The organism is Sphaerisporangium sp. NPDC051017 (genome assembly GCF_040683095.1).
Taxonomy (GTDB): domain Bacteria; phylum Actinomycetota; class Actinomycetes; order Streptosporangiales; family Streptosporangiaceae; genus Sphaerisporangium.
This window is the reverse complement of record NZ_JBFBCI010000019.1, coordinates 42,769-66,688: the sequence shown is the minus strand read 5'-3', so window position 1 is coordinate 66,688 and position 23,920 is coordinate 42,769. Positions and strand designations below refer to the sequence as shown.

The following is a 23,920-nucleotide window of genomic DNA, read 5'->3' as shown; positions in this document are numbered from 1 at the left end:
GCCGCGCCGCTTGCGCCAGTTGCCGCTCCCGGCATGGCTTGCACATCCGCACCTCGACCCGACCCAGTCGCGGCGACACCCGCATGCTGTCCAGCATCGAGGGCATCCGCCTCCCGCGCACCGCCCCCGGCAACCTGCACGTCTGGCACCTGTACGTCGTCCGCGTCCCCGCGCGCGACAAGATCATGACCGGGCTGCACGCCGCCGGGATCCAGGCGCAGATCCACTACCCGACCCCCGTGCACCTCCAACCGGCCTTCCGCGACCTCGGCTACGCCCCCGGCGACTTCCCCGTCGCCGAAAAGGCCGCCACCGAAATCCTCTCCCTCCCGATGCACCCCCACCTGACCCCCAGCCAGCAGGAACGAGTAGCCGAAACCCTCGAATCCCTCCTAACCCACCTCTAACCAAACACTGCTCCGCCGGAGGCACCTTCACCGCCTCCGGCGGTCGGTCTCCTTGGGATGACCTGTCCCGGCCCAAGTGATCCATAGCGTGCGGTTTTCGTCATAGATGGCGTACCAGATTCGCCCACCGGCGGTGGCCTCGTACTGCCACTGCTCCAACGACTGGCCGCCCATCTTGACCGTGCTCAGAGCCCCCTTGAGGGCATGCTGGCGACCGCCCACGTGGCGAGGGTCGCCGGTGATCGCCACCCAGGCCCGATCGGTGTTCTCCGGCGCCTGGACAAGAAGATGACCCCATCCCTCGGCCGCCTGCCGGTCCGCGAAACGGACGGTCCAGGGCCTCGGGCGCGGAACCTCCCCGCCGCGGCGGCTCACGTGGATTCGCCCAGGGGTCTTTCGACCTCCGGCCCGTCGCCGGGGAACGGGCCCTGCAGGCGTCGCGCGAGGCCGGGGTCGCTCCAGACAACGGCGGTGGACCGCCAGGCGGTCAGCGCCCTGCTGAACGGCAGCAGCTCCCCCGTATCCGCTCCGGCGACGAGGTGAGCGAGCAGTTCGCGCACGCAGACGTGTCGCTCGGACTCCGGCAACCATACGGTCCAGGGCAGTTCCTCGCCGAGCACCTCCTCGGCGAGGACGCTGTTGCGCCGGGCGAGAATCGCCAGGGCACGGGCCGCGAGGCGCAGTGAGGCGACGTTCGCTTCGAATCGCTCCGCACGCATGAGGATGAGGTTCTCGTCATCGCGCCGTTCGAGCACGACGTCAGCGTCATCCAAGGAAGGCAGAACCTGCGACGGCCCACGGAGAAAGACGCTGTACGGGAAGTTCCTCGTTGTCATGACTTCCATGCTATCTGAAGTACATCAGATAACCCTGGTACCGCCACTGGTTCAAGATCTGGCACTCCAACCAGCAAACGGCGCCGAGTAGGGGCCGTGTGAATGCCATGTCCTTGCGCGCCATAGTGAGTGAGCCTCTGAGCTGAAAGCGTCCAGGTCGGCCCTGAGGGCCGACCTGGACGTTGTTGTCAGACCAGGTCGAAGCGGTCCAGGTTCATTACCTTGGTCCACGCGGCGACGAAGTCGTTGACGAACTTCTGCTTCGCGTCGTCGCTCGCGTAGACCTCGGCGAGGGCGCGGAGCTCGGAGTTGGAGCCGAAGACCAGGTCGACACGGGTGCCGGTCCACTTGACCTCGCCCGTGGCGGCGTCGCGGCCCTCGAAGGTGTTCGCGTCCCCGGAGGTCGCCTTCCACGTCGTGCCCAGGTCGAGCAGGTTGACGAAGAAGTCGTTGGTCAGGGCACCGGGGGTCGCGGTGAAGACGCCGAGCGACGACTGCTGGTGGTTCGCGCCGAGGACGCGGAGGCCACCGACCAGGACGGTCAGCTCGGGGGCGCTCAGGGTCAGCAGGTTCGCCCGGTCGAGCAGCAGGTACTCGGCCGGCAGCCGGTTGCCCTTCCCGAGGTAGTTGCGGAACCCGTCGACGGTCGGCTCGAGCGCGGCGAACGACTCGACGTCGGTCTCCTCCTGCGACGCGTCCGCGCGGCCCGGGGTGAAGGGGACCTGGACGTCGACGCCGACGTCCTTGGCGGCCCGCTCGACGGCCGCGCCGCCGGCGAGCACGATCAGGTCGGCGAGCGAGATCCTCTTGCCGCCGGTCTGGGCGGCGTTGAAGGTCTCCTGGATGCCCTCCAGGGAGTGCAGCACCGTCGCGAGCTGGTCGGGGTCGTTGACCTCCCACCCGCTCTGCGGCTCGAGGCGGACGCGCCCGCCGTTGGCGCCGCCGCGCTTGTCGCTGCCGCGGAAGGACGAGGCCGACGCCCACGCGGTGGACACGAGCTGGGACACCGACAGGCCCGAGGCGAGGACCTGCTCCTTGAGGGAGGCGATGTCCTCGGCGTCGACGAGCTCGTGCGTCACCGCGGGGATCGGGTCCTGCCAGAGCAGCGTCTCGGTCGGGACCTCCGGGCCGAGGTAGCGCACGACCGGGCCCATGTCGCGGTGGGTCAGCTTGAACCACGCCCGGGCGAACGCGTCCGCGAACTCGTCGGGGTTCTCGTAGAAGCGCCGCGAGATCTGCTCGTAGACCGGATCGAACCGGAGCGCGAGGTCGGTGGTCAACATCGCCGGCGCATTACGCTTCGACGGGTCGTGGGCGTCGGGCACCGTGCCCTCACCGGCGCCGTGCTTCGGCTTCCACTGCTGCGCGCCGGCCGGGCTCGTGGTCAACTCCCACTCGTAGCCGAACAGGTTCCAGAAGAAGTTGCTGGACCACTTCGTCGGCGTCGTGGTCCAGGTGACCTCCAGACCACTGCCGATCGCGTCCGCGCCCTTGCCGGTGCCGTAGGTGCTCTTCCAGCCCAGGCCCTGCTGCTCGATCGGGGCGGCCTCGGGGGCGACGCCGACGTGGTCCGCCGGGCCCGCGCCGTGGGTCTTGCCGAAGGTGTGACCGCCGGCGATCAGGGCGACGGTCTCCTCGTCGTTCATCGCCATCCGGCGGAACGTCTCACGGATGTCGCGGGCCGCGGCGAGCGGGTCCGGGTTGCCGTTCGGGCCCTCCGGGTTGACGTAGATGAGGCCCATCTGGACCGCGGCGAGGGGGTTCTCCAGCTCGCGGTCGCCGGTGTAGCGCTCGTCGCCGAGCCAGGTGGACTCGGGGCCCCAGTAGACGTCCTCCTCGGGCTCCCAGACGTCCGCGCGACCGCCGGCGAAGCCGAAGGTCTTGAAGCCCATCGACTCCAGGGCGACGTTGCCGGCGAGGATCATGAGGTCGGCCCACGACAGCGCCTGGCCGTACTTCTTCTTGACCGGCCACAGCAGGCGGCGGGCCTTGTCGAGGTTCACGTTGTCCGGCCAGCTGTTGAGCGGGGCGAAACGCTGCTGGCCGGCCCCGGCGCCGCCGCGGCCGTCGCTGATCCGGTAGGTGCCCGCGCTGTGCCACGCCATCCGGATCATGAAGGGGCCGTAGTGGCCGAAGTCGGCCGGCCACCAGTCCTGCGAGGTGGTCAGCACCTCGGCGATGTCCCGCTTCACGGCTGGGAGGTCAAGGCTCTTGAACGCCTCGGCGTAGTCGAACTCTTCACCGAGGGGGTTGGCCACGGCGGGGTTCTTGGCAAGGATCTTCAGGTTGAGCCGGTCCGGCCACCACTGCTGGTTGCCGCCGCCCTGAGCGGGGTGCAGGGCGCGCCCGTGCGCGACCGGGCAGCCCCCTTCGCCCTCCGGCTTCGGGTCTGTGACGATCGCATCATTGTTCTCAGACATGGGAATCCTTCCGGACTGAATGACGGTGCTCAGGAACTGCGGGCGGTGGAACAGCCAGGGCACAGGCCCCAGTAGATGACCTCGGCCTCGTCGATCGCGAAGCCGTGGTCGTCGGACGCGTCGAGGCACGGCGCCGCGCCGGTCGCGCAGTCGACGTCGCCGATGACACCGCACGACCTGCAGACGACGTGGTGGTGGTTGTCCCCGACGCGACCCTCGAACCGGGCGGGGCTGCCGGCCGGTTCGATGCGGCGTACGAGCCCGGCCGTGGTGAGCGCCTGGAGGGCCTCGTACACGGCTTGAAGGGAGATGTGACCCAAGCGGTCGCGCACCCTGGAGGCGATCGCCTCGACCCCGAGGTGGTCACCACCCCGGACGGTTTCGAGCAGCGCGACACGCGCGGCCGTCACCCGCAGGCCTGCCCCGCGCAGCTCCTCGGCGGTGGTCGGAGTCTTGGGTGCGCTCATGGCACCAAATCTATCGCCACAAACACGAACCATTCAAGAGAGCGAATAACCCAAGTTTAGTGTGTCGTGCCAGGCGACGTCCGCCCGTTGTGGTGTGACGCGCCGTCCGGAAGGAAGTAAGTGGGAGCGCGTCACGGCCAGGCCGTCTCAGGCACCGCCCCCGCCGTACCTCGATGTCGTGCCGCCGGGGCTCAGGACTTGGTGGTGAAGTCGACGTTCTCGGTCTCCACCGTGCCGGCCGTGCGCCCCGGGGCCGTGTGGTAGGTCCAATACAGGTTCGTGTGGGCGATGACCTGGGCGGGCGGGGGCGCGCCCCAGGCCGTCAGGTCCTCGGTGGTGTGGGCGTCACTGACGAGGGTGGCGTCGTACCCCCGCACGAGCGCGCCGTGGAGCGTCGAGCGGATGCACGCGTCGGTCTGGGCGCCGGTCACGACGACGCGCCCGACACCGAGGCCCGACAGAACGGCCTCCAGGGTGGTGTCCTCGAAGGAGTCGGGGTAGCTCTTCTCGACGAGCGGCTCGGCGTCGGCACGGGTGAGTTCGGGGACGATGCGCCACTCTTCACCGCCCCGCACGAGCTGCTCGTCGGAGTGCTGGACCCAGACGACGGGGACCTGCTCGCGCCGCGCCTTCTCGACGAGGCCGGCGATGTTCGCGACCACCGTGTCGCGCTGGTGAGCCCCGTCGACGTTGCCGTTCTGCACGTCGATGACGAGAAGTGCGGTGTTCGGCCGGTTCTTGAGTGTGGTCATGGTCTTCCCTTACTCACGCTTGCCTCGTGTGCCGACCCACGCTAGCCCGCGCCACCGACAAACCCAGACCCCCCGAAAGGCCCCCGGGGGCCGCGTCGTCTTCGCGTCACGCGCGCGACATCGCGCCGGCGGGAGTGGGCGTCTGCCGGGGCCGTACGGGTAGGCGATCAGGCGTGCGCGCGGGGCTGGGTCTGGAGGCGCCAGAGCGCGCCGCAGCAGCCCAGGATCAGGAACATCACGTTGGTGATCATGGGGAAGCTGAAGGCGTCGAAGGTGCCGAACCCGAAGATGGCGACGGCCGAGGACGCCGCGAAGCACTGGGCGAGGTGGCGGGTCTCGTAGTCGGTCGCGGCGCGGCGGGCGCGGCGGGCCAGCACCCAGCCCGCCAGCAGGAAGACGATCAGCGCGAGCAGGCCCACCAGCCCCGTCTCCAGGGACGACATCAGGTACTGGTTGTCGATGACGCGGTACATGCGCGGCAGATAGGTCGCAAAGCCCTGCCCGAACAAGGGGCGTTGCGAGACGGCCGCCACGACGGCGTCGTAGTCGCCGGTGCGCGTGGTGGAGTTCTCGTCCGAGCCGATGACCGACACCAGGTTGAGCACCGTGCCGATCAGGCCGGGGATGAGCAGGCGCATCAGGATGGACGACGCGCCGAAGATCAGGACCGCCCGGAGCCGCCACTCCGACGGCCAGGTCGGCAGCAGCACGAGCATCACGACGAACAGGCCCAGGATCGCCGAGCGCGACACGCTCATCGGCAGCGCGGCGGCGATGAGCGCGACCATGATCCATCGCTTGCGCCGCTGCTCGGGGACGTGGCAGAAGAGCGCGCCGTGCAGCGCCAGCGGCAGGATGGCGGCGAGCACGACGCCGAGCTCGATGGGGTGGGTCGCGGTGCCGGCCGGGCGGAAGAAGCCCTCGCGCTCGAACAGCACGGCCGAGCCCTTCTCGACCAGGCCGGGCAGCGCGAGGTACTGGGTGACCTCGATGCCGGTGAAGAACTGCACCATCGCGACGAGCGCGGGGAAGCTCGCCCCCATGACGATGCGCTGCCGCAGCACCTCCAGCCGGTCCATGCTGGTGATGCCGTCGGCGGTGACCAGCGCGATGCCGGCCCACCCGGCGACCAGCACGAGCCCGAGGTCGGCGGCGTTCAGCTCGTCGCCGGACAGGGGGCGAGTGTTGGCGGCGACGTAGCTGGCGAGGACGGCGAGGACGAAGAAGACGATGACCGAGCGGACGGGCTGGCGTCCGCGGATCGGCGTCCACCGGGGGGACAAGGTGGACATCAAATACCAGACCAGCAGCAGCACGGCCACCATCGAGGACGGCGAACCGGCGCCGCCGAGGGGGCCGACGACGTACCGGGCGGGCATGACGAACAGGACGACCAGGAAGAACGTCATGATCGTCACCGGGTCCACGCGTGCCTTCTTCGGCAGCCTGGAGCGGCGCTCCTGAGGCTGCCGAGCGGGGGCGTGGGTCCGCTCGACCGAAGGGGTGCTCGTCACCGCCCGGGCCTGGTGGGGTCGAACACGATGTACGGCTCGCCATCGGCGTCGCCGTCGGGGCCCTGACGCTTCGCGGGAGCGGGAGCGGGAGCGGGAGCGGGAGCGGGGCCCGGACCCGGCGCCGGGCGGCGGGCGCGGCGGCCCTGGACGGGGAACTTGTCGGTCGCCGCAGCGGAGGGGCGGGAGTCCGGGGCCGGGGACATGCCCCGGGACGGACGGGCGCCGTTGCCCCTGCCGTCGGAGGCGGCCGGGCCGCGCCGGTCACCGTCGGCGTAGAGGTCCTTCTCGGCCTTGGCGGGGGCCGTGGGGGTGTGGCCCTCCTCCGGGCGCTTCTGGCCGGCCCACGGGTCCCGGGGCTCGGGGCCCGGCGGCCTGCCCGGGGAGGCGAGGCGGCGGTCGTAAACCCGCGGCTCGGGCGGCTCGATGGGCCTCGGCGAGCGCGCGGGGGGACGGCTGCGCGGCACCGTGGGGCCGCCGGGGCGCGGCGCGGAGGTGGATCGGGGCATGCGCTGCTGATGCGTCGGGACGACTGGTAACGGGCCCGTCATGGACGCCCTCGGGTCGCCGCCCTGGCTCACCCGGCGGCGCTTCTGCGCCATCGACTCCAGGAAGAGCGGCACGCCGACGGTCAGCAGCATGCCGCCGGCGAAGATGATGACCAGCATGCGGATCTTCTTCTCCGGGGTGAGCTGGGCCTCCTCGGTGGAGGTGACGAGCTCGGCCCGGATCGTCGCGTCCGGCAGGATCGACGACTTCTGCTGGACCTCGGTCAGGCGCGCCAGGCTCAGATCGGCGAGCGTCTCCATGGTGGCCTGGGCGATCTTCGGGTCGGGCCCGGTGGCGGTGATGTCGAGGAGGGGTCCCCGCGAGTCCTGGGCCAGGCCGACGGTGAACTCGGCGGTCTTGCCCTCGTCCTTGAGCTTCTGCAGGGTGCGCTCGTCGCTCATGCCGCGGGAGATGACCTCGGCCGTGATCGTCAGCGACCCGTCGAAGGCCAGCCAGGGGTTGCCGCCCACCGGCTGGGACCCCTTCCTGGAGGAGAGGAACACGACGGTGGCCTTGGATTCGTACTGCCAAGGGATCGCGAAGAACGCTCCGATGGTCGCCGCGAGCGTGACGGCCAGCAACGTCGCCGTCACCGGCCACCGTCTCAGCAGCGCACGCAACGAATCAAGCAGGTCCATAGTGTCCCTTCACCCCCGCCCGGCGGGCCACTTCCGTGCGGTCCCACTCCGCCGAGCCGCCGAGGTAGGACGCCCGAGCACCTCGGAACGTTGTCATATCCCCCTCAAGTGTTTCCTGCGCGTGCTTTCTTCGCCAGGCCCGGCGCGAAACTGGTCGGGCCTGTGTCACGATGTGTCGGTGCGTAGGCGAGTGGTCATCAGGTACTCCTGCCTGGCACTGGTCTTCCTGCTCGCCGGTTTCGCGGTGTGGTGGGTGAGATACAAGTCCCCTCTTTACCAGAGTGTGGTGACCGTCGCGTTCATCACGAAGACGAATCACTTCGCGGGCGAGGTGTACGACCACTTCACCGACAACCACATCTTCATGGCGCTCGCCACCGCCCGGTACTTCGACAACCCCGGCACGCGGGAGCGGCTGCGCGCCATGGGCGGCACGGCCGACTTCTCGTACCAGGTCGCCCACTGGGGCAACGAGGAGCTCCCTGTGTACGGCCAGCCGTACGCGACGCTGCAGTCGCTGTCGGACGACCCCAAGGAGTCGATCGACACCCTGAACCTGGCGCTCAAGCTTCTCACGCAGAAGGTGGAAAAGCTTCAGACCTCCTCGGGGGCCAGCGGCCGCGTGATGATCAAGTGGGAGACGATCGGGTCCATCTTCGGGCCGCAGCGCCAGCCGCTCCAGAAGAGCCGCGCCACCGTCGGCATCGGGCTGATCGCCGTGCTGGCGTCGGCCGCGGTCATGTCGATGACCCGTGACCGCAGCAAGCGCGACTCCGGCAGCCCCCCCGATCACCTCATGATGACCACCGTGCGGCGGCCGAAACCGCCGCATCCCGGTACGACCACGTAGAAGCCCGACCCCGTAGGTGACCCGCGCTCCGGCGAGACCGCTATGGAGCGTTCCCATACGAGCCCTGGAGCCCTTGGTGACCTCTTCGCCACCACGCCCACGCCGCTTAGCCATCGAGTCCACCGGCTCCCCGGGCCTCAGAGGGCCGGCCAGGCTCTCGGTGCTCGTCCTCGCCGGGGTCACGGCCCTGGCGGCGTGCGGCGGTTCCGGGACGCGGGACGGCGCCCGCGACCCCCTCCCCGGACGCACGCCCTCCGCCGAGACCGTGCCCTCCAGTCCCTCCGCCACGAGCGACGCCATCGGCGGCGGCTTCCCGTCCGCCCAGACGACCGGCCTGCGCCCCGGCAGCGTGCTGAAGAAGGTCGGGGAGGTCACGGTCCTGAAGAAGGGGGCCGTGGTCGAGAACCTGGAGGTTCACGGCAAGCTCAACATCAAGGCCGACGACGTCACCGTGCGCAACGTGCGGGTGATCGGCGAGGGCGACTGGTCGGTCATCCAGGCGGAGGGGGCGTCGGGCGCGGTCATCGAGGACTGCGAGATCTCCGGGAACGGCACCGTCAAGGCGCAGTGGGGGGTGCTGAACCAGGGCGGGCAGATCACCGTGCGCCGGGCGAACATCCACACCGTGTCGAACTCCGTGGGCACCGACCACGGCCTCATCGAGGACTCCTACATGCACGACTTCAAGGAGTTCCCCGGCGACCACATCACCGGGCCGCAGATCAACGGCTCCCCGCAGGACGGGCTGACGCTGACGATCCGCCACAACACGATCTTCAACCAGCTCTCGCAGACCTCGGCCATCTCGATCTACCAGGACTTCAGCCGGGCGCACGACGTGCTGATCGAGAACAACCTGCTGGGTGGCGGGGGCTACACGATCTACGGCGGGGCCGGGAAGTTCGGCACGCCGACCGACATCCGCATCCTGAACAACGTGTTCACCCGCCGCCTGTTCCCGAAGGGCGGCTTCTGGGGCCCCGTCACCTACTTCGACACCAAGGGCAAGGGCAACCGCTTCGAGGGCAACGTGTGGGAGGACACCCGCGAAGCCGTCGAGGGCTGAGTTCGGGGCGCGGCGGTGTTCTGGAGTCCTCAGGCGCGAGGGTGAGGGACGATCCCTTGCGTCTGAGGGCGGAAGAACGCCGCCTGAAGTGCGCCCCGAACCCGCCGTGCCGGAGGCGCGGCAATAGACACAGTTCGGGGCGCCCCGAACCGGCCGTGCCGAAGGCGCGGCCATAGGCGCTGTCACGTGGCTGCGGGTGAGAAGGCGTCGCGGGCCAGCAGTTCCGGGCGTCCCGATCCGTCGGCCGGCACCGCCCACACGTCCGAGCTGTCGCCGCGCAGCTTGCTGTACATGACCGTGTGGTCGTCGAACCACGCCGCCTGGTCGTCCACGTTGGCGGGCTCGGCGAGCCTGGTCTCCCGGCCGCTCGCGAGGTCCAGCGTGTAGAGCCGCCAGGGGTCGCTCGCGCCGCCCACGCGCTTCTTGTAGGCGAGCCGCGTGCCGTCCGGGGACAGCGAGGGGCATTCGGCGTTCTCCCGCAGGACGCGCATCTTCCGCGCCGCGAAGTCGCCCTGGACGAGGTACGTCCTGCCGCCGGTGGAGACGGTCGCGTAGAAGCGGTTGTCGTCGGAGGCGAACGTCACCCCCCAGTAGTTCAGGTCGACCGCGGAGTGGATGCGGCCGTCCTTGTCCAGCGTGAAGTCCTCCAGGCTCTTGACCAGCGTGCCGGTGCGGGTGTCGAGGATGCCGGCGCGGGTGGAGAAGCCGACGCTGAGGTAGGAGTCGCCGGAGACGAAGAACGTCCAGGCCACCATGCGCCCGCTCGCCGAGACCCGCGCCCTGCTGGGGATGCCCGCGAGCGCGACGCGCCGTACCTCGCGCAGGTGGTCGTCCAGGACGATGGCCTCCGAGCCGATGGTGAGGGTCTCGCCGACGCGCAGGCAGACGCCGGTGCCGGCGGCGGCGTAGAACCGCTTGCAGCGCAGGCCGGTGGTGCGGGCGGGGCCCTCCCCCCTGCCGGGCGCGACGCGCACCATGCCGCTGTCGGACGCGGGCCCGGCGCCGACCGTCATCAGCGCGCCCGGCTCCAGGGCCGTCGCGCTCGGCGCGGGCGTCGCGCCGGGGGTGAGCCGGGGGGCGGCGGCGGGCGTCTCGGCGCGGGCGCGCAGGACGTACACCGTGCCCGCGGCGGCGAGGACCACGACCGCGGCGACCAGGACGGCCACCCGCGCCCGCGTGGACAGGCCGGAGACGTTCACGCCGGCGCTTCCCCCGGCTCGGTGCCGGACGCGCCGGGGAGCGTGGCGTACGGCCCGCTGAGGACGCCGTCGTGCTCGGCGTACAGCTCGCCGGTGGAGGGGCAGCGCCAGCCGCCGAAGGCCTCCTCCAGCGTCACGCCCGCGCGCCCGACCCAGCCGATGCGCCGCGCGGGCACGCCCGCCACGAGCGCGAAGTCCGGCACGTCCTTGGTGACGACCGCGCCGGCCGCGACCAGCGCGTGGCGTCCGATCGTCCGCCCGGCGACGACGACGGCCCGCGCGCCGACGGAGGCGCCCTCGCGGACGACGACGCCCTCGGCGGTCCAGTCGCCGTCGCGCTTGAGCGCGCCGTCCACGTCGGTGGAGCGCGGGTACACGTCGTTGGTGAGCACGGCGGCGGGTCCGACGAACACGCCGTCCTCCAGCACGGCCGGTTCGTACACCAGCGCGTAGTTCTGGAGCTTGACGCGGTCCCCGATCCGGACGCCGGGGCCGACGTAGGCGCCGCGGCCGAGGATGCACCCCTCGCCGAGGACGGCGCCCTCACGTACCTGGGCTAAATGCCAGACCGCGCTGTCCGCACCGATCTTGGCGCTCGGGTCCACGTCGGCGGTGGGTGCGATTCGCGGTTCTGTCATCAGACATTCCCCTTCAGGGTGGATACTTCGGAACTATGCCAAGCGCGAGCGTAATCATCCCGGCACACAACGAAGCCCGGGTAATCGGCCGACTCCTGACGAGCCTGCTCGCGGAGGCGAAGGACGGCGAGTTCGACGTCATCGTGGTGGCCAACGGCTGCGACGACGACACGGCGGGCGTGGCCCGCGGGTACGAGGGCGTCCGCGTGGTCGAGACCGAGATCCCCTCCAAGCGGGAGGCGCTGCGCCTCGGCGACGAGGCCGCGGACAGCCACCCGCGCGTCTACGTGGACGCGGACGTGCAGGTGGGCACGGCCGACGTGCGGGCCCTGCGCGACGCCCTCACCGCGCCCGGCGGCCCGCTCGCGGCGGCTCCGGAGCGGGCGCTGGCGCTGCGCGACCGTCCCTGGCCGGTGCGGGCGTACTACGCCGTGTGGACGCGGCTGCCGGCCGTCCGGGAGGGCCTGTTCGGGCGGGGCGTGATCGCGGTGTCGGAGGAGGGCAACCGCCGCCTCATGGACCTGCCGCCGGTCATGGGCGACGACCTCGCCGCGTCGCTCGCGTTCGCCCCCGGCGAGCGGCGGGTGGTGCGCACGGCCCGCGCCGTCATCCACCCGCCCCGCACGCTGGGCGACCTGATGCGCCGCCGGGTGCGCGCGGTGACGGTGGTGGCCGAGATCGAGCAGGGCCCGATGCAGGGCCAGGAGGCGCGGACGGGCCTGCGCGACCTCGCGGGCATCGCGGGCCGCGCGCCGTGGCTCGTCCCCCACCTCGCGGTGTTCCTCGCCGTCACGCTGGTCGCGCGGGCGCGGGCGCGCCGCGCGGTGAAGTCCAAGGACTACACCACGTGGCTGCGGGACGAGAGCAGCAGGACCTGAGGGATCACCCCCGGCGCCCGCGCCCGAGGCCCTGGACGTACTCCTTCACCACCATCCAGGCGAACTTGGTGTTGGTGGACATGTAGCGCGGGCCGAGCCGCATCGGCTCCTGCAGGAAGCGGTACAGCCATTCCATGCCGAGCCTCTGCCACAGGGCGGGGGCCCGGCGGACCTTCCCGGCGAACACGTCGAACGACCCGCCGACGCCGTGGACGACGCCCGCCTTGATGTCGTCGGCGAACCGCGCGCAGAAGATCTCCTTCTTGGGCGAGGTCATGCCGAGGAACAGCAGGTCGGGCCGGGACGCGCCGATCTCGGCGGCGACGAACGGCGCCTCGTCGTCGGTGAAGTACCCGTGACGGGCGCCCGCGACGACCAGGCCCGGGTAGGTCGCGCGTACCCGTTCGACGACGCGCTCCAGCACTTCCGGCCGGGCCCCGAGGAAGTACGCGCGGTGCCCGCGCCGCGCGCCCTCCGCCATGAGCGAGGTGAACAGGTCGATGCCCGCCACCCGCTCGGGCAGCGGCCTGCCGAGGATGCGCGACGCCCACACGACGGCCTGCCCGTCGGCGACGACCAGGTCGCAGGAGACGACCGAGTCGCGCAGCGCGGCGTCCTCGCGCATGCGGACGGCCTTGGCCGCGTTGACCACGCCGATGGTGAGGTTCTCGCGGTTCTCGACCGCCAGGACGCACCGGGCGATGGTCTGTTCCATGGTGAGCGCGTCCAGCGACATGCCGAGGATCGCCGAGCGCGGGGCCGTGGCGGTCACCGGGCGCCGCCGGTCACGTCGCGGGGCAGCGAGAACAGCCACGCGTACAGCAGCCAGCCCAGTTCGTACGGGCGGCACTCGCGGTCGACGGCGAGCGGCGGGTAGATTCGGTCGAGCACGCCGAGCCTGGACCCCTGGTTGATCGCGGTGGCCACGGCGCGCACGCCGCGCACGATCTTCTTGGGGTCGTCCCTGGCGGCCTTGCGCCAGGTCAGGTCCAGCTCCTCGATGATCAGCTCGTCGTCGATCTCCGGCCGCGAGGTCATCCAGTGCAGGCCGAGGGCGATCTCCTTCATATAAGAGGTGCCGCCCGCGTCGGCGAGGTCGAGCAGCGCCATCGGCGCCATGGAGAGCTGGTGGACGCTGTACACCGGGTAGCCCTCGACGACGCCGCCGGTGCGGGCGTCGTAGTGCCACCACCACTGGCCGTGCTCGCCCTGGGCCGCGCAGATGCCCCCGGCGACGCGCTCGGCCGCGCGCAGGGCCGCCTGGTCGCCGGTGTGGGCGTGCAGGCGGGCGAGGGCCTGCAACGGGTACACCTGGTCGGCGAAGCAGCCGACGTGGGCGCGGTACCAGGACGCGGGGCCGATGACGTGCCGGTACAGCCGGTCGTCGCCGAGCCCGGTCAGCAGCCTCTCGCGGGCGCGGGCCATGCGCTTCTCCAGCTCGGCGCCCGGCCGCACGCGGTGCGCGGCGACCAGCGCGGCCAGCGCCCACGCCGCCTCGACCGTGTACACCGGCTCGCCGTCGCGCAGCCCCGCCTCCAGCTCGGCCAGCCGCGCGAGGCCCTGCTCCAGCCCCTCGTGCCCGGCCTCGGCGGCCGCCCAGGTGATCAGGGCGACGTCGCCGAGGTTGGTGACCCCCGGGAGCCCGCGGACCAGGTTGCCCACCAGGTCGCCCACAAGGTCGCCGGCCAGCGCGGCGCGCTGCGCTTCCCGCGGCAGCGGGGCCACGCCGAGGGCGACGATCGCGCTGTAGCGCACGCTGCGGCCCTCGGGGACGGCCGTCCAGCGCCCGTCGGCGCCGAGCTTTCCCCGCCTGGTGAAGACGAACTCACCATTGGCGTAACCGGGAGGAAGCCCGCGGACCGAAAGCGCGACCATACGGTCGACCAGCTCCGCCGCGGACGCGTCGACCTCGGCGAGCGCGCCGAGACGACCCTCATGGCGAGTCATCGCTCACCACCCCAACCCTTCGATCTCATGTGACTACTTGATGGTGAAACGTGAATGTCAGGCGCCGCGGGCATCCCAGCCCCCGGACCACTTGGCGCGAAGCGCCCACAGCTCGGCCCAGTCGCCGCCGCGCGCCGTCGGGCGTCCCTGCCGGTCGGCGTCCGGGGACGACACCCGGCGGCTCAGCGTGCCGCGCAGCCAGACCCCGAACAGCAGCAGGAACACCCCGGCGGCGCGCAGGCCGCGCGGGAAGTGGCGGCGCACCACGGTGGCCTTTCCGGTGAACAGCAGGACGAGCTTGTTCAGGCTGGAGGACGACAGGCCGCCGGGGTGCACGAACACGGCCCGGTCGGTCACCATCGGCCGGTAGCCGGCGGCCCGCGCCCGCAGGCACAGGTCGGCGTCCTCGCCGTACATGAAGATGCGCGTGTCGAACCCGCCCACCTGGTCCCACAGCCGCCGGTCGACGAGCATCAGCGCGCCGGTGACGATCGGCACGCGCCGCTCGCCGGTCCACGTCACCGGGGACTCCGGGTCGAACAGCGCGTTGCCGGGGAAGGCGGTGGACAGGCCGGTGGCGAAGCACAGCGCCGACCACGGCGTCGGCCGTCCCCACCAGGAGCGGGGGTCGTTGTCGCCGGCCTCGGTGACGCAGCGCCCGCCGACGATGCCGGCGCGCGGGTGGCGCGCGGCGCAGGCGAGCAGCTCGGCGAACGCGTCCGGCCGGACCTCGGCGTCGGGGTTGACGAAGACGAGGTGCCGTCCCCGCGCGACCTCGGCCCCGGCCGTGCAGCCCTCGGCGAAGCCCCCGTTCTCGGTCCGGGCGACCACGCGGGCCCAGGGCGCGGCGGCCTCGACGACCTCGACGGTGTCGTCGGGCGAGTTGTTGTCGACGACGATCACCTCGGCGTCCACGGCCTTGGCGGCGCACTCGACGGCCGCGAGGCAGCGGGCGATGTAGCCGGCGCTGCGGTACGTCACGATGATCACGGACAGGTTCACGCGCGTGCCTTCCTGAGCAGGGGGACGGCGACGGCCAGGGCGAGACACAGGGCGGCGGCCATCACCGTGACGGCGGTACGCGACCCGAGGGCCGTCCACAGCACGCCGAATGCCCAGGAGGCGGCCATCGCGCCGAGCGCCTGCCCGGTCTGGACGACCGCGAGGCCGGTGGCCCGGCGCTCCTCGGGCAGCAGCGGCCCGGCGAGCGCGCTGACCACGCCGTCGGTCGCCGCGTACGACAGGCCGCGCAGCACGAGGACCGCGACCAGCACCGCCGGGCCCTGCGGCAGCAGGAGCAGCGCGTAGCAGGCCAGCAGGGCGGCGTACCCGCCGACCACGACGGTGGAGCGGCCCACCCGGTCGGCGAGGCGGCCGAACGGTACGGCGGCGAGCAGGTAGGCCGCCGAGACGGCGACGGGCAGCAGCGGCAACCAGCCCGCGTCGAGACCGGCCCCGCGCTGCACCACCAGATAGAGGAACGAGTCGCTGACGGTGGCGATCGACAGCGGCACCATGGCGGTCAGCACGCGCCGGTACGGCCGGTCCCGCAGCAGCGTGACGGTGTCGCGCAGCGTGACCTTGGGACGTTCCCGCGCCGGGCCGCCGGGCTCGCGGACGAACAGCACGAGCACCAGCACGCCGAGCAGGGCGACGCAGAAGCTGACCACGAACACCGCGTCGTAGGCGCTGCCGACGGCCGCGACCACGCCGAACGCCACGAGCGGCCCCATGAGCGCGCCCGCGGTGTCCATGGCCCGGTGCAGCCCGAACGCCCGGCCCTGCGCCTCCGGCGGCGCGCTCAGCGAGATCATCGCGTCCCGGGGCGCGGTGCGCAGGCCCTTCCCGGTGCGGTCCAGGCCGATCATCAGGCCGATGAGCGGCACGGAGCGCCCGGCGGCGAGGTACCCGAGCTTGACCACCGCCGACAGGCCGTACCCGGCGCCCGCCACCAGCTTGCGGCGGCGGAACCGGTCGGCGACGTGCCCGCCCACCAGGCGCAGCACGGCGGTCGCGCCGGTGTAGAGGCCGTCCAGCAGGCCGAACTGCGCCGGGTTAAGGCTGAGCTGGTAGAAGAGGTACAGGGGCAGGATCGCCGTCACCATCTCCGAGGAGACGTCGGTGAGCAGGCTGACCACTCCGAGCGCGACCACGTTCCCCGCGAGCACGCGCGTGGTCGCCGTACGGCCGGACGTCGGCTCTCCCTCGGCGTCGGCCGCCTTCGCGTGGGAGTCGGACCGGCGCGACTCGGACAGGTACATCAGACGGCCGCCGCGATCATGGACGGCCAGGCGGCGCGCAGCGCGTCGCGCCAGTGGCGCAGGGGCGGCATCCCGGCCTCGGTCCAGCGGCCGTGGCCGAGCACGCTGTAGGCGGGACGGGCGGCCGGGCGGGGGAAGCTCGCGCTCCCGGTGGGCAGCACCCGGCCGGGGTCGGCGCCGAGCAGGGTGAACACCTCGCGCGCCAGGTCGTACCACGTCGCCTCGCCGGAGGCGGTGCCGTGGTACACCCCGGGCGGGACGTCGGCGCGGGCCAGCTCGGCGAGCCGGGCGGCCAGGTCGCCGGTCCAGGTGGGCTGGCCGACCTGGTCGTCGACGGCCTTCACGGTGTCGTGCGCGCGTTCCAGGCCGATCATCGTGCGGACGAAGCTGCGCCCGCCCGCGCCGTACAGCCACGCGGTGCGCACGACGTACCCGGCCTCGGGAAGCACCTCCAGCACGGCGCGCTCCCCGGCGAGCTTGGTACGGCCGTAAGCGCTGACGGGCCCGGTCGGCGCGTCCTCGCCGTAGGGCGTACCGGCCCTGCCGTCGAAGACGTAGTCGGTCGAGACGTGGACCAGCCGCGCGCCGGCCTCCGCGCACGCCTCGGCCAGGGCCCGCACGCCGCTGCCGTTGACCGCGAGCGCGTCGATCTCGCGGGTCTCGGCGTCGTCCACGGCGGTCCAGGCGGCGCAGTTGATCACGATGTCCGGCTTCTCGCGCCGGACGGTGTCGCGGACGCCGTCGAGGTAGCGCAGATCCAGCCGGTCGCGACCGTAGGCCAGCACGTCGGGGCCGTCCGCGCGCCGCGCGAGCTCGGCCGCCACGGCGGTGCCGAGCATGCCGGCGGCCCCGGTGACCAGCACGCGGTTCACCGCACCCCCAGAGATCGGGTTCACCGCGCGCCCTTGAGCGGCTTCCACCACGAGGGATTGTCGGTGTACCACTGGACGGTCTCGGTGATGCCCTCGTCGAACGACGTGGCGGGCGTGTACCCCATGGCGCGCAGCTTGGAGTCGTCCAGGGAGTAGCGGCGGTCGTGCCCCTTGCGGTCGTGCACGCGCTCGACGACGCTCCAGTCGGCGTCCAGCTCGTCGAGGATGCGCTGGACCAGCTCCAGGTTGGTGAGCTCGGCGGTGCCCGCGATGTTGTAGACCTCGCCCGGTTCGCCGCGCTCGGCCACGAGCTGGATGCCCCGGCAGTGGTCGTCGACGTGCACCCAGTCGCGGACGTTCAGGCCGTCCCCGTACAGCGGGATCTTCCCGCCCCCCAGGAGGTTGGTGACGAACAGCGGGATCGCCTTCTCCGGGTACTGGTACGGCCCGTAATTGTTGCCGCACCGCGTGATCGACACCGGCAGCCCGTACGTCACCGCGTACGCGCGGGCGAGCAGGTCCCCGCCCGCCTTGGCCGCGGAGTACGGCGAGCGCGGCTGGAGCGGGGCGTCCTCGGCCCAGGAGCCCTCGTCCACCGACCCGTACACCTCGTCGGTCGACACCTGGACGACCTTCGCGACGCCCGCGTCCAGGCACGCCTGGAGCACGGTCTGGGTGCCGAGCACGTTGGTGCGCACGAACGCCGACGGCCCGTCGATCGACCGGTCGACGTGCGACTCGGCGGCGAAGTTGACCACCAGGTCGTGGCCGGGGACGACGTCGGCCATCAGCGCCGCGTCGCAGACGTCGCCGTGCACGAACTCGAACCCGCCCTGGACGGGCTCCAGGTTCGCGAGGTTGCCCGCGTAGGTGAGCGCGTCGAGGACGGTGACCTTCGCGCCCTCCAGCGCCGGGTAGCCGCCGGTGAGCGTCGTGCGGACATAGTGCGACCCGATGAAACCGGCGCCGCCGGTTACCAGAACCCTCATGAGCTAATCTGCACCTTGCTGTGATCGCCGAGCACCAGCCGATGGGCTCTGGGAGTGTTGGGAGCGGGCGTGACCTCCACGTCGCGCCCGATCAGGGAGGCCTCGATCCGGCGCACCCCGTGGATCGACGCGCGGCGCAGCAGGATGGAGTACTCGATCTCGCTGTCCACGACCTGGCAGTCCTCGGCGACCGAGGTGAACGGGCCGACGTAGGAGTCCCGCACCACGGCGCCCCGCCCGATGATCACCGGGCCGACGATGCGCGAGCGGGTGATCTCGGCCCCGTCCTCGACCACGACGCGGCCGATGATCTCGGAGGCGTCGTCCACCACGCCGTCGAGGCGCTGCTGGAGATCCTCCAGCAGCAGCCGGTTGACCTCCAGCATGTCGGTGACGTTGCCGGTGTCCTTCCAGTAGCCGGAAATGATCGTGGACGAGACCTGGTGGCCCTCGTCGATCAGCCACTGGATCGCGTCGGTGATCTCCAGCTCCCCGCGCCACGAGGGCTTCAGCGCGGCCACGCCCTCGTGGACCGCCGGGGTGAACAGGTAGACGCCGACGAGGGCGAAGTCGCTCTTCGGGTCGGCCGGCTTCTCCTCCAGCCCGACGACCCGCCCGGAGGTGTCCAGCTCGGCGACGCCGAACTGCCGGGGGTCGGCGACGCGGGTCAGCATGATCTGCGCGGCCGGGCGTTCGTCGTGGAACCGTCTCACCAGCGGCTCGATTCCGCCGACGATGAAGTTGTCGCCGAGGTACATGACGAAGTCGTCGTCGCCGAGGTACTCCCGGGCGATCATCACCGCGTGGGCCAGGCCCAGCGGCGCGGTCTGCCGCAGGTAGGTCACCTCCAGCCCGAACGCCGACCCGTCGCCGACGGCCCCCTCGATCTCCTCGTGGGTGTCGCCGACGATCATCCCGACCTCGCGGATGCCCGCCGCGGCGATCGCCTCCAGCCCGTAGAACAGCACGGGCTTGTTGGCGACGGGGACGAGCTGTTTGGCGGACGTGTGAGTGATCGGCCGGAGGCGTGTGCCTGAGCCTCCGGCGAGCACGAGCGCCTTCACTAGTAAGCCCCTCCACCACGGGTGACGGCAGACCATGTCTTCCACAGGATCTGCAGATCGAGGATCAGCGACCAGTTCTCCACGTACCGGAGGTCGAGCCGCACGGACTCCTCCCAGGACAGGTCGGAGCGCCCGCTGACCTGCCAGAGGCCCGTCATGCCGGGCTTGACGACGAGCCGGCGGCGGACGTCGGTGCCGTACTGCGCCACCTCTTCGGGAAGCGGCGGGCGCGGCCCCACCAGAGACATCTCGCCGCGTACGACGTTGAAGAGCTGCGGCAGCTCGTCCAGGGAGTACCGGCGCAGGAAGCCGCCCACGCGGGTGATCCTTGGATCGTTCCGCATCTTGAACAGCACTCCGTCGAACTCGTTGCTGTCAAGAAGGTCCATCTTCAGCTTCTCGGCGTCGCGCACCATCGTGCGGAACTTGAAGACCCGGAACTCGCGGCCGTCGCGGCCGACCCGGGTCTGCCGGAACAGCGCCGGTCCCGGGCTGGTCGACCTGATCAGGAACGCGATCACCAGCATCGGCAACGCCAGGACGGTCAGCACGGCGGTCGCCAGGAGCTTGTCGAACAGGCTCTTGACGATCTGCCGCCCGCCGTCGAACTCCGGGTGCTCCACGTGCAGCAGGGGCATCCCGGCGACCGGGCGGATGCTCGTGCGCGGCCCGGCGACGTCCATCAGCGCCGGGGCGACGAACAGCTCGGTGCCCTTGGTCTCGATGCTCCAGGCCAGGCGGCGCAGCGCGGCGCCGTCCAGCTCGGGGCAGGCGAGGACGGCCACGGCGTCGGCCGACACCTTGTCGGCAACGGTGGCGACGTCGGCGAAGTCGCCGTACACGGGCACGCCGTCGATGTCGAGCCCGTTGCCCGGGTACTGCCCGGGCGGCAGGCACGCCGCGACGACCCGCATGCCGTGGTACGGCTGCCGCCGGAACTGCATGACCAGATCGAGAACGGCCGTGCGGTGGCCGACGGCCACCACGCGCCGCAGATATTCACCTTCGGCCCGGCGCCGGTGCAACCGCTTGCGCATGCGGTGGCGGAACGCCAGCGTGAGCACCGTCGCGAGCGGCAGCATCGCCATCACGTAGCTACGCGCGATCATCGTCTGGGTGGCGTAGGCGCCGATGGCGACGGCCGCCGTCAGCCCCACACCTCCGTCGAAGACCCCGCGGAACTCCTCGCTGCCCTCTCCGTGACTCTTCTCGCGGTAGACGCCGGCCAGTGCCATGGCACCGGGCCAGGCCAGCGCGAGACCGAACCCGAACAACAACTCCGACCAGGGGATGAAGGCGCCCACCCAGAGCCTGAATCCCATCACCAGTTCGCAGGCGATCATGGCGCATGCCATGTCACCTGCGAGTAGAGCCCGCATATAGGAGCGCGTCCAGATGCTCGACGACGTCAGCGGGCCCGTGTCGAGAAGCGCGACAGAGCGCTCCTGCAACCCCACCCTCATGCTTAACCCCTGCCCTGCTCCTGTCAGACCTAGATAGCAGACGGCCATCGCGTCGCTTTGGTTGACACATGGCTCCGAAACATCAGGAGCGTGGGTACCCGTTCAAATACTAAAGATCGTCTCTAACAAGCGAAATAGCCGGGCATTGGCCACAATCGGCCTCCTCCCCGCACACGGCAATCCCTTGACGGAACGGTCCAAACCCGTGTAGATGACGGAGCCCGGCTAGATTTCAGCACATGTCTGACATCCAGGTGGTGAGATCCGGCCCGGTGATGACCGTGGTGCTGTCGCGGCCCGAGGTGCGCAACGCGGTGGACGGTCCCACCGCCGCCGCGCTCGCCGAGGCGTTCCGCGACTTCGAGGAGTCGGACGCGGCCGTCGCCCTGCTGTGGGGAGAGGGCGGGACCTTCTGCTCCGGCGCGGACCTGCACGCGATCGGCACCGAGCGCGGCAACCGGGTGAGCGAGGACGGCGACGGACCCATGGGCCCCACACGCATGCGCCTGTCCAAGCCCGTGATCGCCGCCGTCGAGGGGTACGCGGTGGCGGGCGGCCTGGAGCTGGCGATCTGGTGCGACCTACGGGTGGCCGCCGAGGACGCAGTCTTCGGGGTGTTCTGCCGCCGCTGGGGCGTACCTCTTATAGATGGTGGCACCGTGCGGCTGCCGCGGCTGATCGGCACGGGCCGGGCGATGGACCTGATCCTCACCGGACGGGCCGTGGGCGCCGCCGAGGCGCTGGACATGGGCCTGGTCACCCGGGTCGTCCCGCCGGGAACGGCGCGGCGGCACGCCGAGGAGCTGGCCCGCGAGCTCGCCGCCCTGCCCCAGGAGTGCATGCGGCGCGATCGCCTGTCCCTGCTGGAGCAGGAAGGGCTGCCGGAGGAGGAGGCGCTGCGCGGCGAGTTCCGCCATGGGCTGGTCTCGCTCCGGAGCGCCGCCGGCGGCGTCGGCCGGTTCCGCTCGGGCGCCGGCCGCCACGGAACCTGACGCGGCCCGGCCGGTGATCGCCCGCGGCTAGTCGTACTCCAGATCCGGCAACGACGACGGCGGATCCGGGCTTCGCCACACGACCACGTATTCGGAATACCGGGAGTACCCGGAGTGGCCCGCGTGCCCCGCAGCGCCGGCGTTGCCCCCGGAGGCGGCGTGCGCGGACGTCGCCGCGTCGCTCAGCCGCTCCAGGTCGAACTCCGGCAGATACCGCAGCCGCGCCAGGAAGGTCGCGTCGGTGGCGGAGCGCGGCACCACGCACCCCTGGCCGTCGCGGTCGAGCAGGACGATCAGCATGTCGGACTCGGTGACGCCGCCGACGCGGACCTCGACCACGTCCTCCCACGCGAGGGCCTCGACACTGCCGTCGGCGTAGTGACGGGTGACGCCCTCTTCGGTGACGTACACGTAAGAGTCCGGCACTGAGTTGCCGTGCATGGGCGCGATTGTGACGACTTCCGAGGCGTCCTCGCAAGAGAAGCGGCTAATCAGCACCCCAGGCGTGCACGAGGTGAGCGGCCGTCGCGCGGCGCGCGGCCTCGGCCGGACCTGCGGTGATGGCGTCCAGCAGCGCGCGGTGCTCGTCCACGAGTCTCGCCCTGTCGTGATATATCGCACGAAGGCGGACGAGCCCGAGCCGGGTTTCGGCCGCCAGCGCGGCGTACAGCCGTTCCAGGCGGGGGCTGCCCACGGCGAGGATCAGCTCCTCGTGGAACGCCATGTGCTCGGCGACGACGTCGGCCCACGGCGCGTCAGCCGGGAGGACCGCCATGCGCGTCAGCGCGGCGTCCGCCCGCGGCACCGGCCGGCCCGCCAGCGCGGCCGCCATGAGATCCTCCAGGGGACGCCGGACGTACATCAGATCGTCCAGGTCGGCGAGCGTGACCTCGGGCACGTACGCGCTGCGGTTGCGCTCGCGGCGGAGCAGCCCCTCGTGGACCAGGACGGCGAGGGCCTCGCGGACGGTCGGGCGCGCCACACCGTACAGGGCCGACAGCTCCTGCTCGGGCAGCGCGGTGCCGGGGGCGATCTCGCCGGAGAGCACGCGCCGGCGCAGGGCGTCCGCGAGCGCGTCGACGGTCGAGACGGGGCGCAGTTTCACGCCGACGATTGTGCCGTCACGGCCGGCTCGGCGGGGACCGGCCCGGATGGTTCGGGCCGGGCTGGGTCGGGCAGGGCGGGTCCGGGCAGGGCGACCACGACCAGGGCCGCCCCGAGCAGGGCGAGCCCCGCCCAGGAGACCGCGGTGAGCCGCTCGTGCAGGACGGCGAGGCCGAGCAGGGCCGCCACGGCGGGCTCGGCCAGGGTGAGCGTGGCGGCGCGGGCGACCGGCGTGGCGCGCAGGCCGCGCCCGTAGAGGAAGGCGGCCAGCGCCGTCGTGACGCAGCCGAGGTAGACGGCGGCGAGCAGCGCGTGCGGCTCGCCGAGCCACGCGATGCCCCTCCAGAGGAGGATCGGCAGCATCACCACCGCCGCGCCGCCGAACATGACCGCCATCACGGCGTTGGACGGCGCCCCGGCCGCGATGGCGCGCGAGGCGGCCACCGCGTAGAAGGCGTACAGCAGTCCCCCGGCCAGCGCCAGCAGGACGCCCAGCGGGTCGACGCCGACCGCCTCGCCGCCCGACACCAGCGCGGCGCACCCGGCGACGGCGGCGGCGGTCGCGAGGGCCCAGCGGCGGCCGGGGCGCCTGCGGTCGTAGGCCCAGGAGAGAAGGCCGGTGAAGACGGGGCCGCTGCCGATCGCGACGACGGTGCCGACGGCGACGCCGGTGCGGGTGACGGCGCCGAAGAAGCAGAGCTGGTACGCGGCGGCGGCCGCGGCGGCGAGGGCCAGCGGCAGCGTACGGCCCCGGGCGAGCAGGCGCCGGGCGGGACGGCCGGAGACGGCGGCGAGGACCATGCCGCCGATGACCAGCCGGGCGGCCGCGAGCGCGATCGGGTCGGCCGGTCCGGCGAGCGCGAGCGTCCCCGCCGTGCCCGCGGTCCCCCAGAGGACGGCGGCGGCGATCACGCCCGCGGGACCGGCGGCGGCGCCACGGAAGGGGCCGTGCTTGGCGGGGATGGACACCATGCGGATATTGTCTGACAACTAGACACTTGCCGCAATGGAGGGGCG

General features: G+C 71.8%; 25 protein-coding genes. 5 read left to right on the top strand and 20 right to left on the bottom strand.

Annotated elements, in window-relative coordinates; all coding sequences use genetic code 11:
- Positions 1-83: 83 nt before the first annotated feature.
- On the top strand, positions 84-407 hold the full coding sequence (locus AB0M95_RS17740) for a DegT/DnrJ/EryC1/StrS family aminotransferase (RefSeq protein WP_363765341.1): 324 nt from the start codon (positions 84-86) through the stop codon (positions 405-407).
- A 27-nt stretch (positions 408-434) separates the two neighbouring features.
- On the opposite strand, the gene AB0M95_RS17735 is transcribed toward AB0M95_RS17740, so the two are convergent.
- The 7 genes from AB0M95_RS17735 to AB0M95_RS17705 form a co-directional block, all read right to left on the bottom strand.
- Positions 435-656: a hypothetical protein gene (locus tag AB0M95_RS17735; protein ID WP_363765338.1), complete on the bottom strand. Its 222-nt coding sequence runs from the start codon at positions 654-656 to the stop codon at positions 435-437.
- Positions 657-778: 122 nt separating this feature from the next.
- Positions 779-1,180 carry a hypothetical protein gene (locus AB0M95_RS17730; protein ID WP_363765335.1) on the bottom strand — a complete coding sequence of 134 codons (402 nt, stop codon included), beginning with the start codon at positions 1,178-1,180 and terminating at the stop codon, positions 779-781.
- A gap of 251 nt (positions 1,181-1,431) precedes the next feature.
- A complete protein-coding gene (gene katG / locus AB0M95_RS17725; RefSeq protein ID WP_363765332.1) occupies positions 1,432-3,663 on the bottom strand; it encodes a catalase/peroxidase HPI in 2,232 nt (743 codons plus the stop codon).
- 29 nt (positions 3,664-3,692) lie between these two features.
- Entirely contained in the window at positions 3,693-4,130 is a 438-nt protein-coding gene (locus AB0M95_RS17720) for a Fur family transcriptional regulator (RefSeq protein WP_358516964.1), read from the bottom strand.
- 191 nt (positions 4,131-4,321) lie between these two features.
- The gene (locus tag AB0M95_RS17715) at positions 4,322-4,882 is read right to left on the bottom strand and encodes an isochorismatase family protein (protein ID WP_363765329.1); all 561 of its coding nucleotides are present in this window, start codon (positions 4,880-4,882) and stop codon (positions 4,322-4,324) included.
- 167 nt (positions 4,883-5,049) lie between these two features.
- The gene (locus AB0M95_RS17710) at positions 5,050-6,396 is read right to left on the bottom strand and encodes an O-antigen ligase family protein (protein WP_363765326.1); all 1,347 of its coding nucleotides are present in this window, start codon (positions 6,394-6,396) and stop codon (positions 5,050-5,052) included.
- Positions 6,393-7,580 carry a hypothetical protein gene (locus AB0M95_RS17705; RefSeq protein WP_363765323.1) on the bottom strand — a complete coding sequence of 396 codons (1,188 nt, stop codon included), beginning with the start codon at positions 7,578-7,580 and terminating at the stop codon, positions 6,393-6,395. The genes AB0M95_RS17710 and AB0M95_RS17705 overlap by 4 nt, the downstream gene beginning before the upstream one ends.
- Before the next feature lie 178 nt (positions 7,581-7,758).
- Here AB0M95_RS17705 and AB0M95_RS17700 point away from each other — a divergent pair, with 178 nt between their 5' ends.
- Together AB0M95_RS17700 and AB0M95_RS17695 are read left to right on the top strand one after the other, a co-directional pair.
- On the top strand, positions 7,759-8,430 hold the full coding sequence (locus tag AB0M95_RS17700) for a hypothetical protein (RefSeq protein ID WP_363765320.1): 672 nt from the start codon (positions 7,759-7,761) through the stop codon (positions 8,428-8,430).
- A 76-nt stretch (positions 8,431-8,506) separates the two neighbouring features.
- On the top strand, positions 8,507-9,496 hold the full coding sequence (locus tag AB0M95_RS17695) for a hypothetical protein (RefSeq protein ID WP_363765317.1): 990 nt from the start codon (positions 8,507-8,509) through the stop codon (positions 9,494-9,496).
- A 182-nt stretch (positions 9,497-9,678) separates the two neighbouring features.
- Here the strand turns inward: AB0M95_RS17695 and AB0M95_RS17690 are convergent, their stop codons facing one another.
- The gene (locus tag AB0M95_RS17690) at positions 9,679-10,695 is read right to left on the bottom strand and encodes a hypothetical protein (RefSeq protein WP_363765314.1); all 1,017 of its coding nucleotides are present in this window, start codon (positions 10,693-10,695) and stop codon (positions 9,679-9,681) included.
- Complete coding sequence (locus tag AB0M95_RS17685; RefSeq protein WP_358516977.1) at positions 10,692-11,333, bottom strand: acyltransferase; 642 nt, start codon at positions 11,331-11,333, stop codon at positions 10,692-10,694. Before AB0M95_RS17685 ends, AB0M95_RS17690 begins: the two co-directional genes overlap by 4 nt.
- A 35-nt stretch (positions 11,334-11,368) precedes the next feature.
- Between AB0M95_RS17685 and AB0M95_RS17680 the strand changes: the two genes are divergently transcribed.
- Positions 11,369-12,211, top strand: a complete 843-nt coding sequence (locus AB0M95_RS17680) for a glycosyltransferase (protein ID WP_358516979.1) — start codon at positions 11,369-11,371, stop codon at positions 12,209-12,211.
- 4 nt (positions 12,212-12,215) lie between these two features.
- On the opposite strand, the gene AB0M95_RS17675 is transcribed toward AB0M95_RS17680, so the two are convergent.
- The 8 genes from AB0M95_RS17675 to AB0M95_RS17640 are packed head-to-tail and all read right to left on the bottom strand — an operon-like array spanning position 12,216 to position 20,807.
- On the bottom strand, positions 12,216-12,983 hold the full coding sequence (locus tag AB0M95_RS17675; protein WP_363765310.1) for a WecB/TagA/CpsF family glycosyltransferase: 768 nt from the start codon (positions 12,981-12,983) through the stop codon (positions 12,216-12,218).
- Positions 12,980-14,158, bottom strand: a complete 1,179-nt coding sequence (locus AB0M95_RS17670) for a hypothetical protein (protein ID WP_363765307.1) — start codon at positions 14,156-14,158, stop codon at positions 12,980-12,982. The genes AB0M95_RS17675 and AB0M95_RS17670 overlap by 4 nt, the downstream gene beginning before the upstream one ends.
- A gap of 57 nt (positions 14,159-14,215) precedes the next feature.
- Entirely contained in the window at positions 14,216-15,160 is a 945-nt protein-coding gene (locus AB0M95_RS17665; RefSeq protein ID WP_358516984.1) for a glycosyltransferase family 2 protein, read from the bottom strand.
- Entirely contained in the window at positions 15,157-16,419 is a 1,263-nt protein-coding gene (locus AB0M95_RS17660) for an MFS transporter (RefSeq protein ID WP_363765304.1), read from the bottom strand. Before AB0M95_RS17660 ends, AB0M95_RS17665 begins: the two co-directional genes overlap by 4 nt.
- Entirely contained in the window at positions 16,419-17,315 is an 897-nt protein-coding gene (gene rfbD / locus AB0M95_RS17655) for a dTDP-4-dehydrorhamnose reductase (protein WP_363765301.1), read from the bottom strand. Before rfbD ends, AB0M95_RS17660 begins: the two co-directional genes overlap by 1 nt.
- A complete protein-coding gene (rfbB, locus tag AB0M95_RS17650) occupies positions 17,312-18,280 on the bottom strand; it encodes a dTDP-glucose 4,6-dehydratase (protein WP_363765298.1) in 969 nt (322 codons plus the stop codon). Before rfbB ends, rfbD begins: the two co-directional genes overlap by 4 nt.
- Positions 18,277-19,344 carry a glucose-1-phosphate thymidylyltransferase gene (locus AB0M95_RS17645; protein WP_358516991.1) on the bottom strand — a complete coding sequence of 356 codons (1,068 nt, stop codon included), beginning with the start codon at positions 19,342-19,344 and terminating at the stop codon, positions 18,277-18,279. The genes rfbB and AB0M95_RS17645 overlap by 4 nt, the downstream gene beginning before the upstream one ends.
- Entirely contained in the window at positions 19,344-20,807 is a 1,464-nt protein-coding gene (locus AB0M95_RS17640; protein WP_358516993.1) for a sugar transferase, read from the bottom strand. The genes AB0M95_RS17645 and AB0M95_RS17640 overlap by 1 nt, the downstream gene beginning before the upstream one ends.
- Positions 20,808-21,046: 239 nt before the next feature.
- On the opposite strand from AB0M95_RS17640, the gene AB0M95_RS17635 reads away from it, so the two are divergent.
- Positions 21,047-21,799, top strand: a complete 753-nt coding sequence (locus tag AB0M95_RS17635; RefSeq protein WP_363765294.1) for a crotonase/enoyl-CoA hydratase family protein — start codon at positions 21,047-21,049, stop codon at positions 21,797-21,799.
- A gap of 27 nt (positions 21,800-21,826) precedes the next feature.
- Here AB0M95_RS17635 and AB0M95_RS17630 read toward each other — a convergent pair whose 3' ends face one another.
- From AB0M95_RS17630 to AB0M95_RS17620, 3 genes are read right to left on the bottom strand one after another with little or no spacing between them, the layout of a single operon-like run.
- The gene (locus AB0M95_RS17630; RefSeq protein ID WP_358516996.1) at positions 21,827-22,240 is read right to left on the bottom strand and encodes a hypothetical protein; all 414 of its coding nucleotides are present in this window, start codon (positions 22,238-22,240) and stop codon (positions 21,827-21,829) included.
- A gap of 46 nt (positions 22,241-22,286) precedes the next feature.
- Positions 22,287-22,904: a GntR family transcriptional regulator gene (locus AB0M95_RS17625; RefSeq protein ID WP_363765291.1), complete on the bottom strand. Its 618-nt coding sequence runs from the start codon at positions 22,902-22,904 to the stop codon at positions 22,287-22,289.
- Complete coding sequence (locus tag AB0M95_RS17620) at positions 22,901-23,875, bottom strand: EamA family transporter (protein ID WP_363765288.1); 975 nt, start codon at positions 23,873-23,875, stop codon at positions 22,901-22,903. Before AB0M95_RS17620 ends, AB0M95_RS17625 begins: the two co-directional genes overlap by 4 nt.
- Positions 23,876-23,920 lie beyond the last annotated feature (45 nt).

Coding starts and splice junctions, on each gene's coding strand:
- AB0M95_RS17640 (WP_358516993.1), bottom strand. CDS start 20,807: ATGAGGGTGGGGTTGCAGGAGCGCTCTGTCGCGCTTCTCGACACGGGC.
- katG (WP_363765332.1), bottom strand. CDS start 3,663: ATGTCTGAGAACAATGATGCGATCGTCACAGACCCGAAGCCGGAGGGC.
- rfbB (WP_363765298.1), bottom strand. CDS start 18,280: ATGAGGGTTCTGGTAACCGGCGGCGCCGGTTTCATCGGGTCGCACTAT.
- AB0M95_RS17635 (WP_363765294.1), top strand. CDS start 21,047: ATGTCTGACATCCAGGTGGTGAGATCCGGCCCGGTGATGACCGTGGTG.
- AB0M95_RS17685 (WP_358516977.1), bottom strand. CDS start 11,333: ATGACAGAACCGCGAATCGCACCCACCGCCGACGTGGACCCGAGCGCC.
- AB0M95_RS17620 (WP_363765288.1), bottom strand. CDS start 23,875: ATGGTGTCCATCCCCGCCAAGCACGGCCCCTTCCGTGGCGCCGCCGCC.
- AB0M95_RS17740 (WP_363765341.1), top strand. CDS start 84: ATGCTGTCCAGCATCGAGGGCATCCGCCTCCCGCGCACCGCCCCCGGC.
- AB0M95_RS17705 (WP_363765323.1), bottom strand. CDS start 7,580: ATGGACCTGCTTGATTCGTTGCGTGCGCTGCTGAGACGGTGGCCGGTG.
- AB0M95_RS17670 (WP_363765307.1), bottom strand. CDS start 14,158: ATGACTCGCCATGAGGGTCGTCTCGGCGCGCTCGCCGAGGTCGACGCG.
- AB0M95_RS17720 (WP_358516964.1), bottom strand. CDS start 4,130: ATGAGCGCACCCAAGACTCCGACCACCGCCGAGGAGCTGCGCGGGGCA.
- AB0M95_RS17680 (WP_358516979.1), top strand. CDS start 11,369: ATGCCAAGCGCGAGCGTAATCATCCCGGCACACAACGAAGCCCGGGTA.
- AB0M95_RS17660 (WP_363765304.1), bottom strand. CDS start 16,419: ATGTACCTGTCCGAGTCGCGCCGGTCCGACTCCCACGCGAAGGCGGCC.
- AB0M95_RS17630 (WP_358516996.1), bottom strand. CDS start 22,240: ATGCACGGCAACTCAGTGCCGGACTCTTACGTGTACGTCACCGAAGAG.
- AB0M95_RS17715 (WP_363765329.1), bottom strand. CDS start 4,882: ATGACCACACTCAAGAACCGGCCGAACACCGCACTTCTCGTCATCGAC.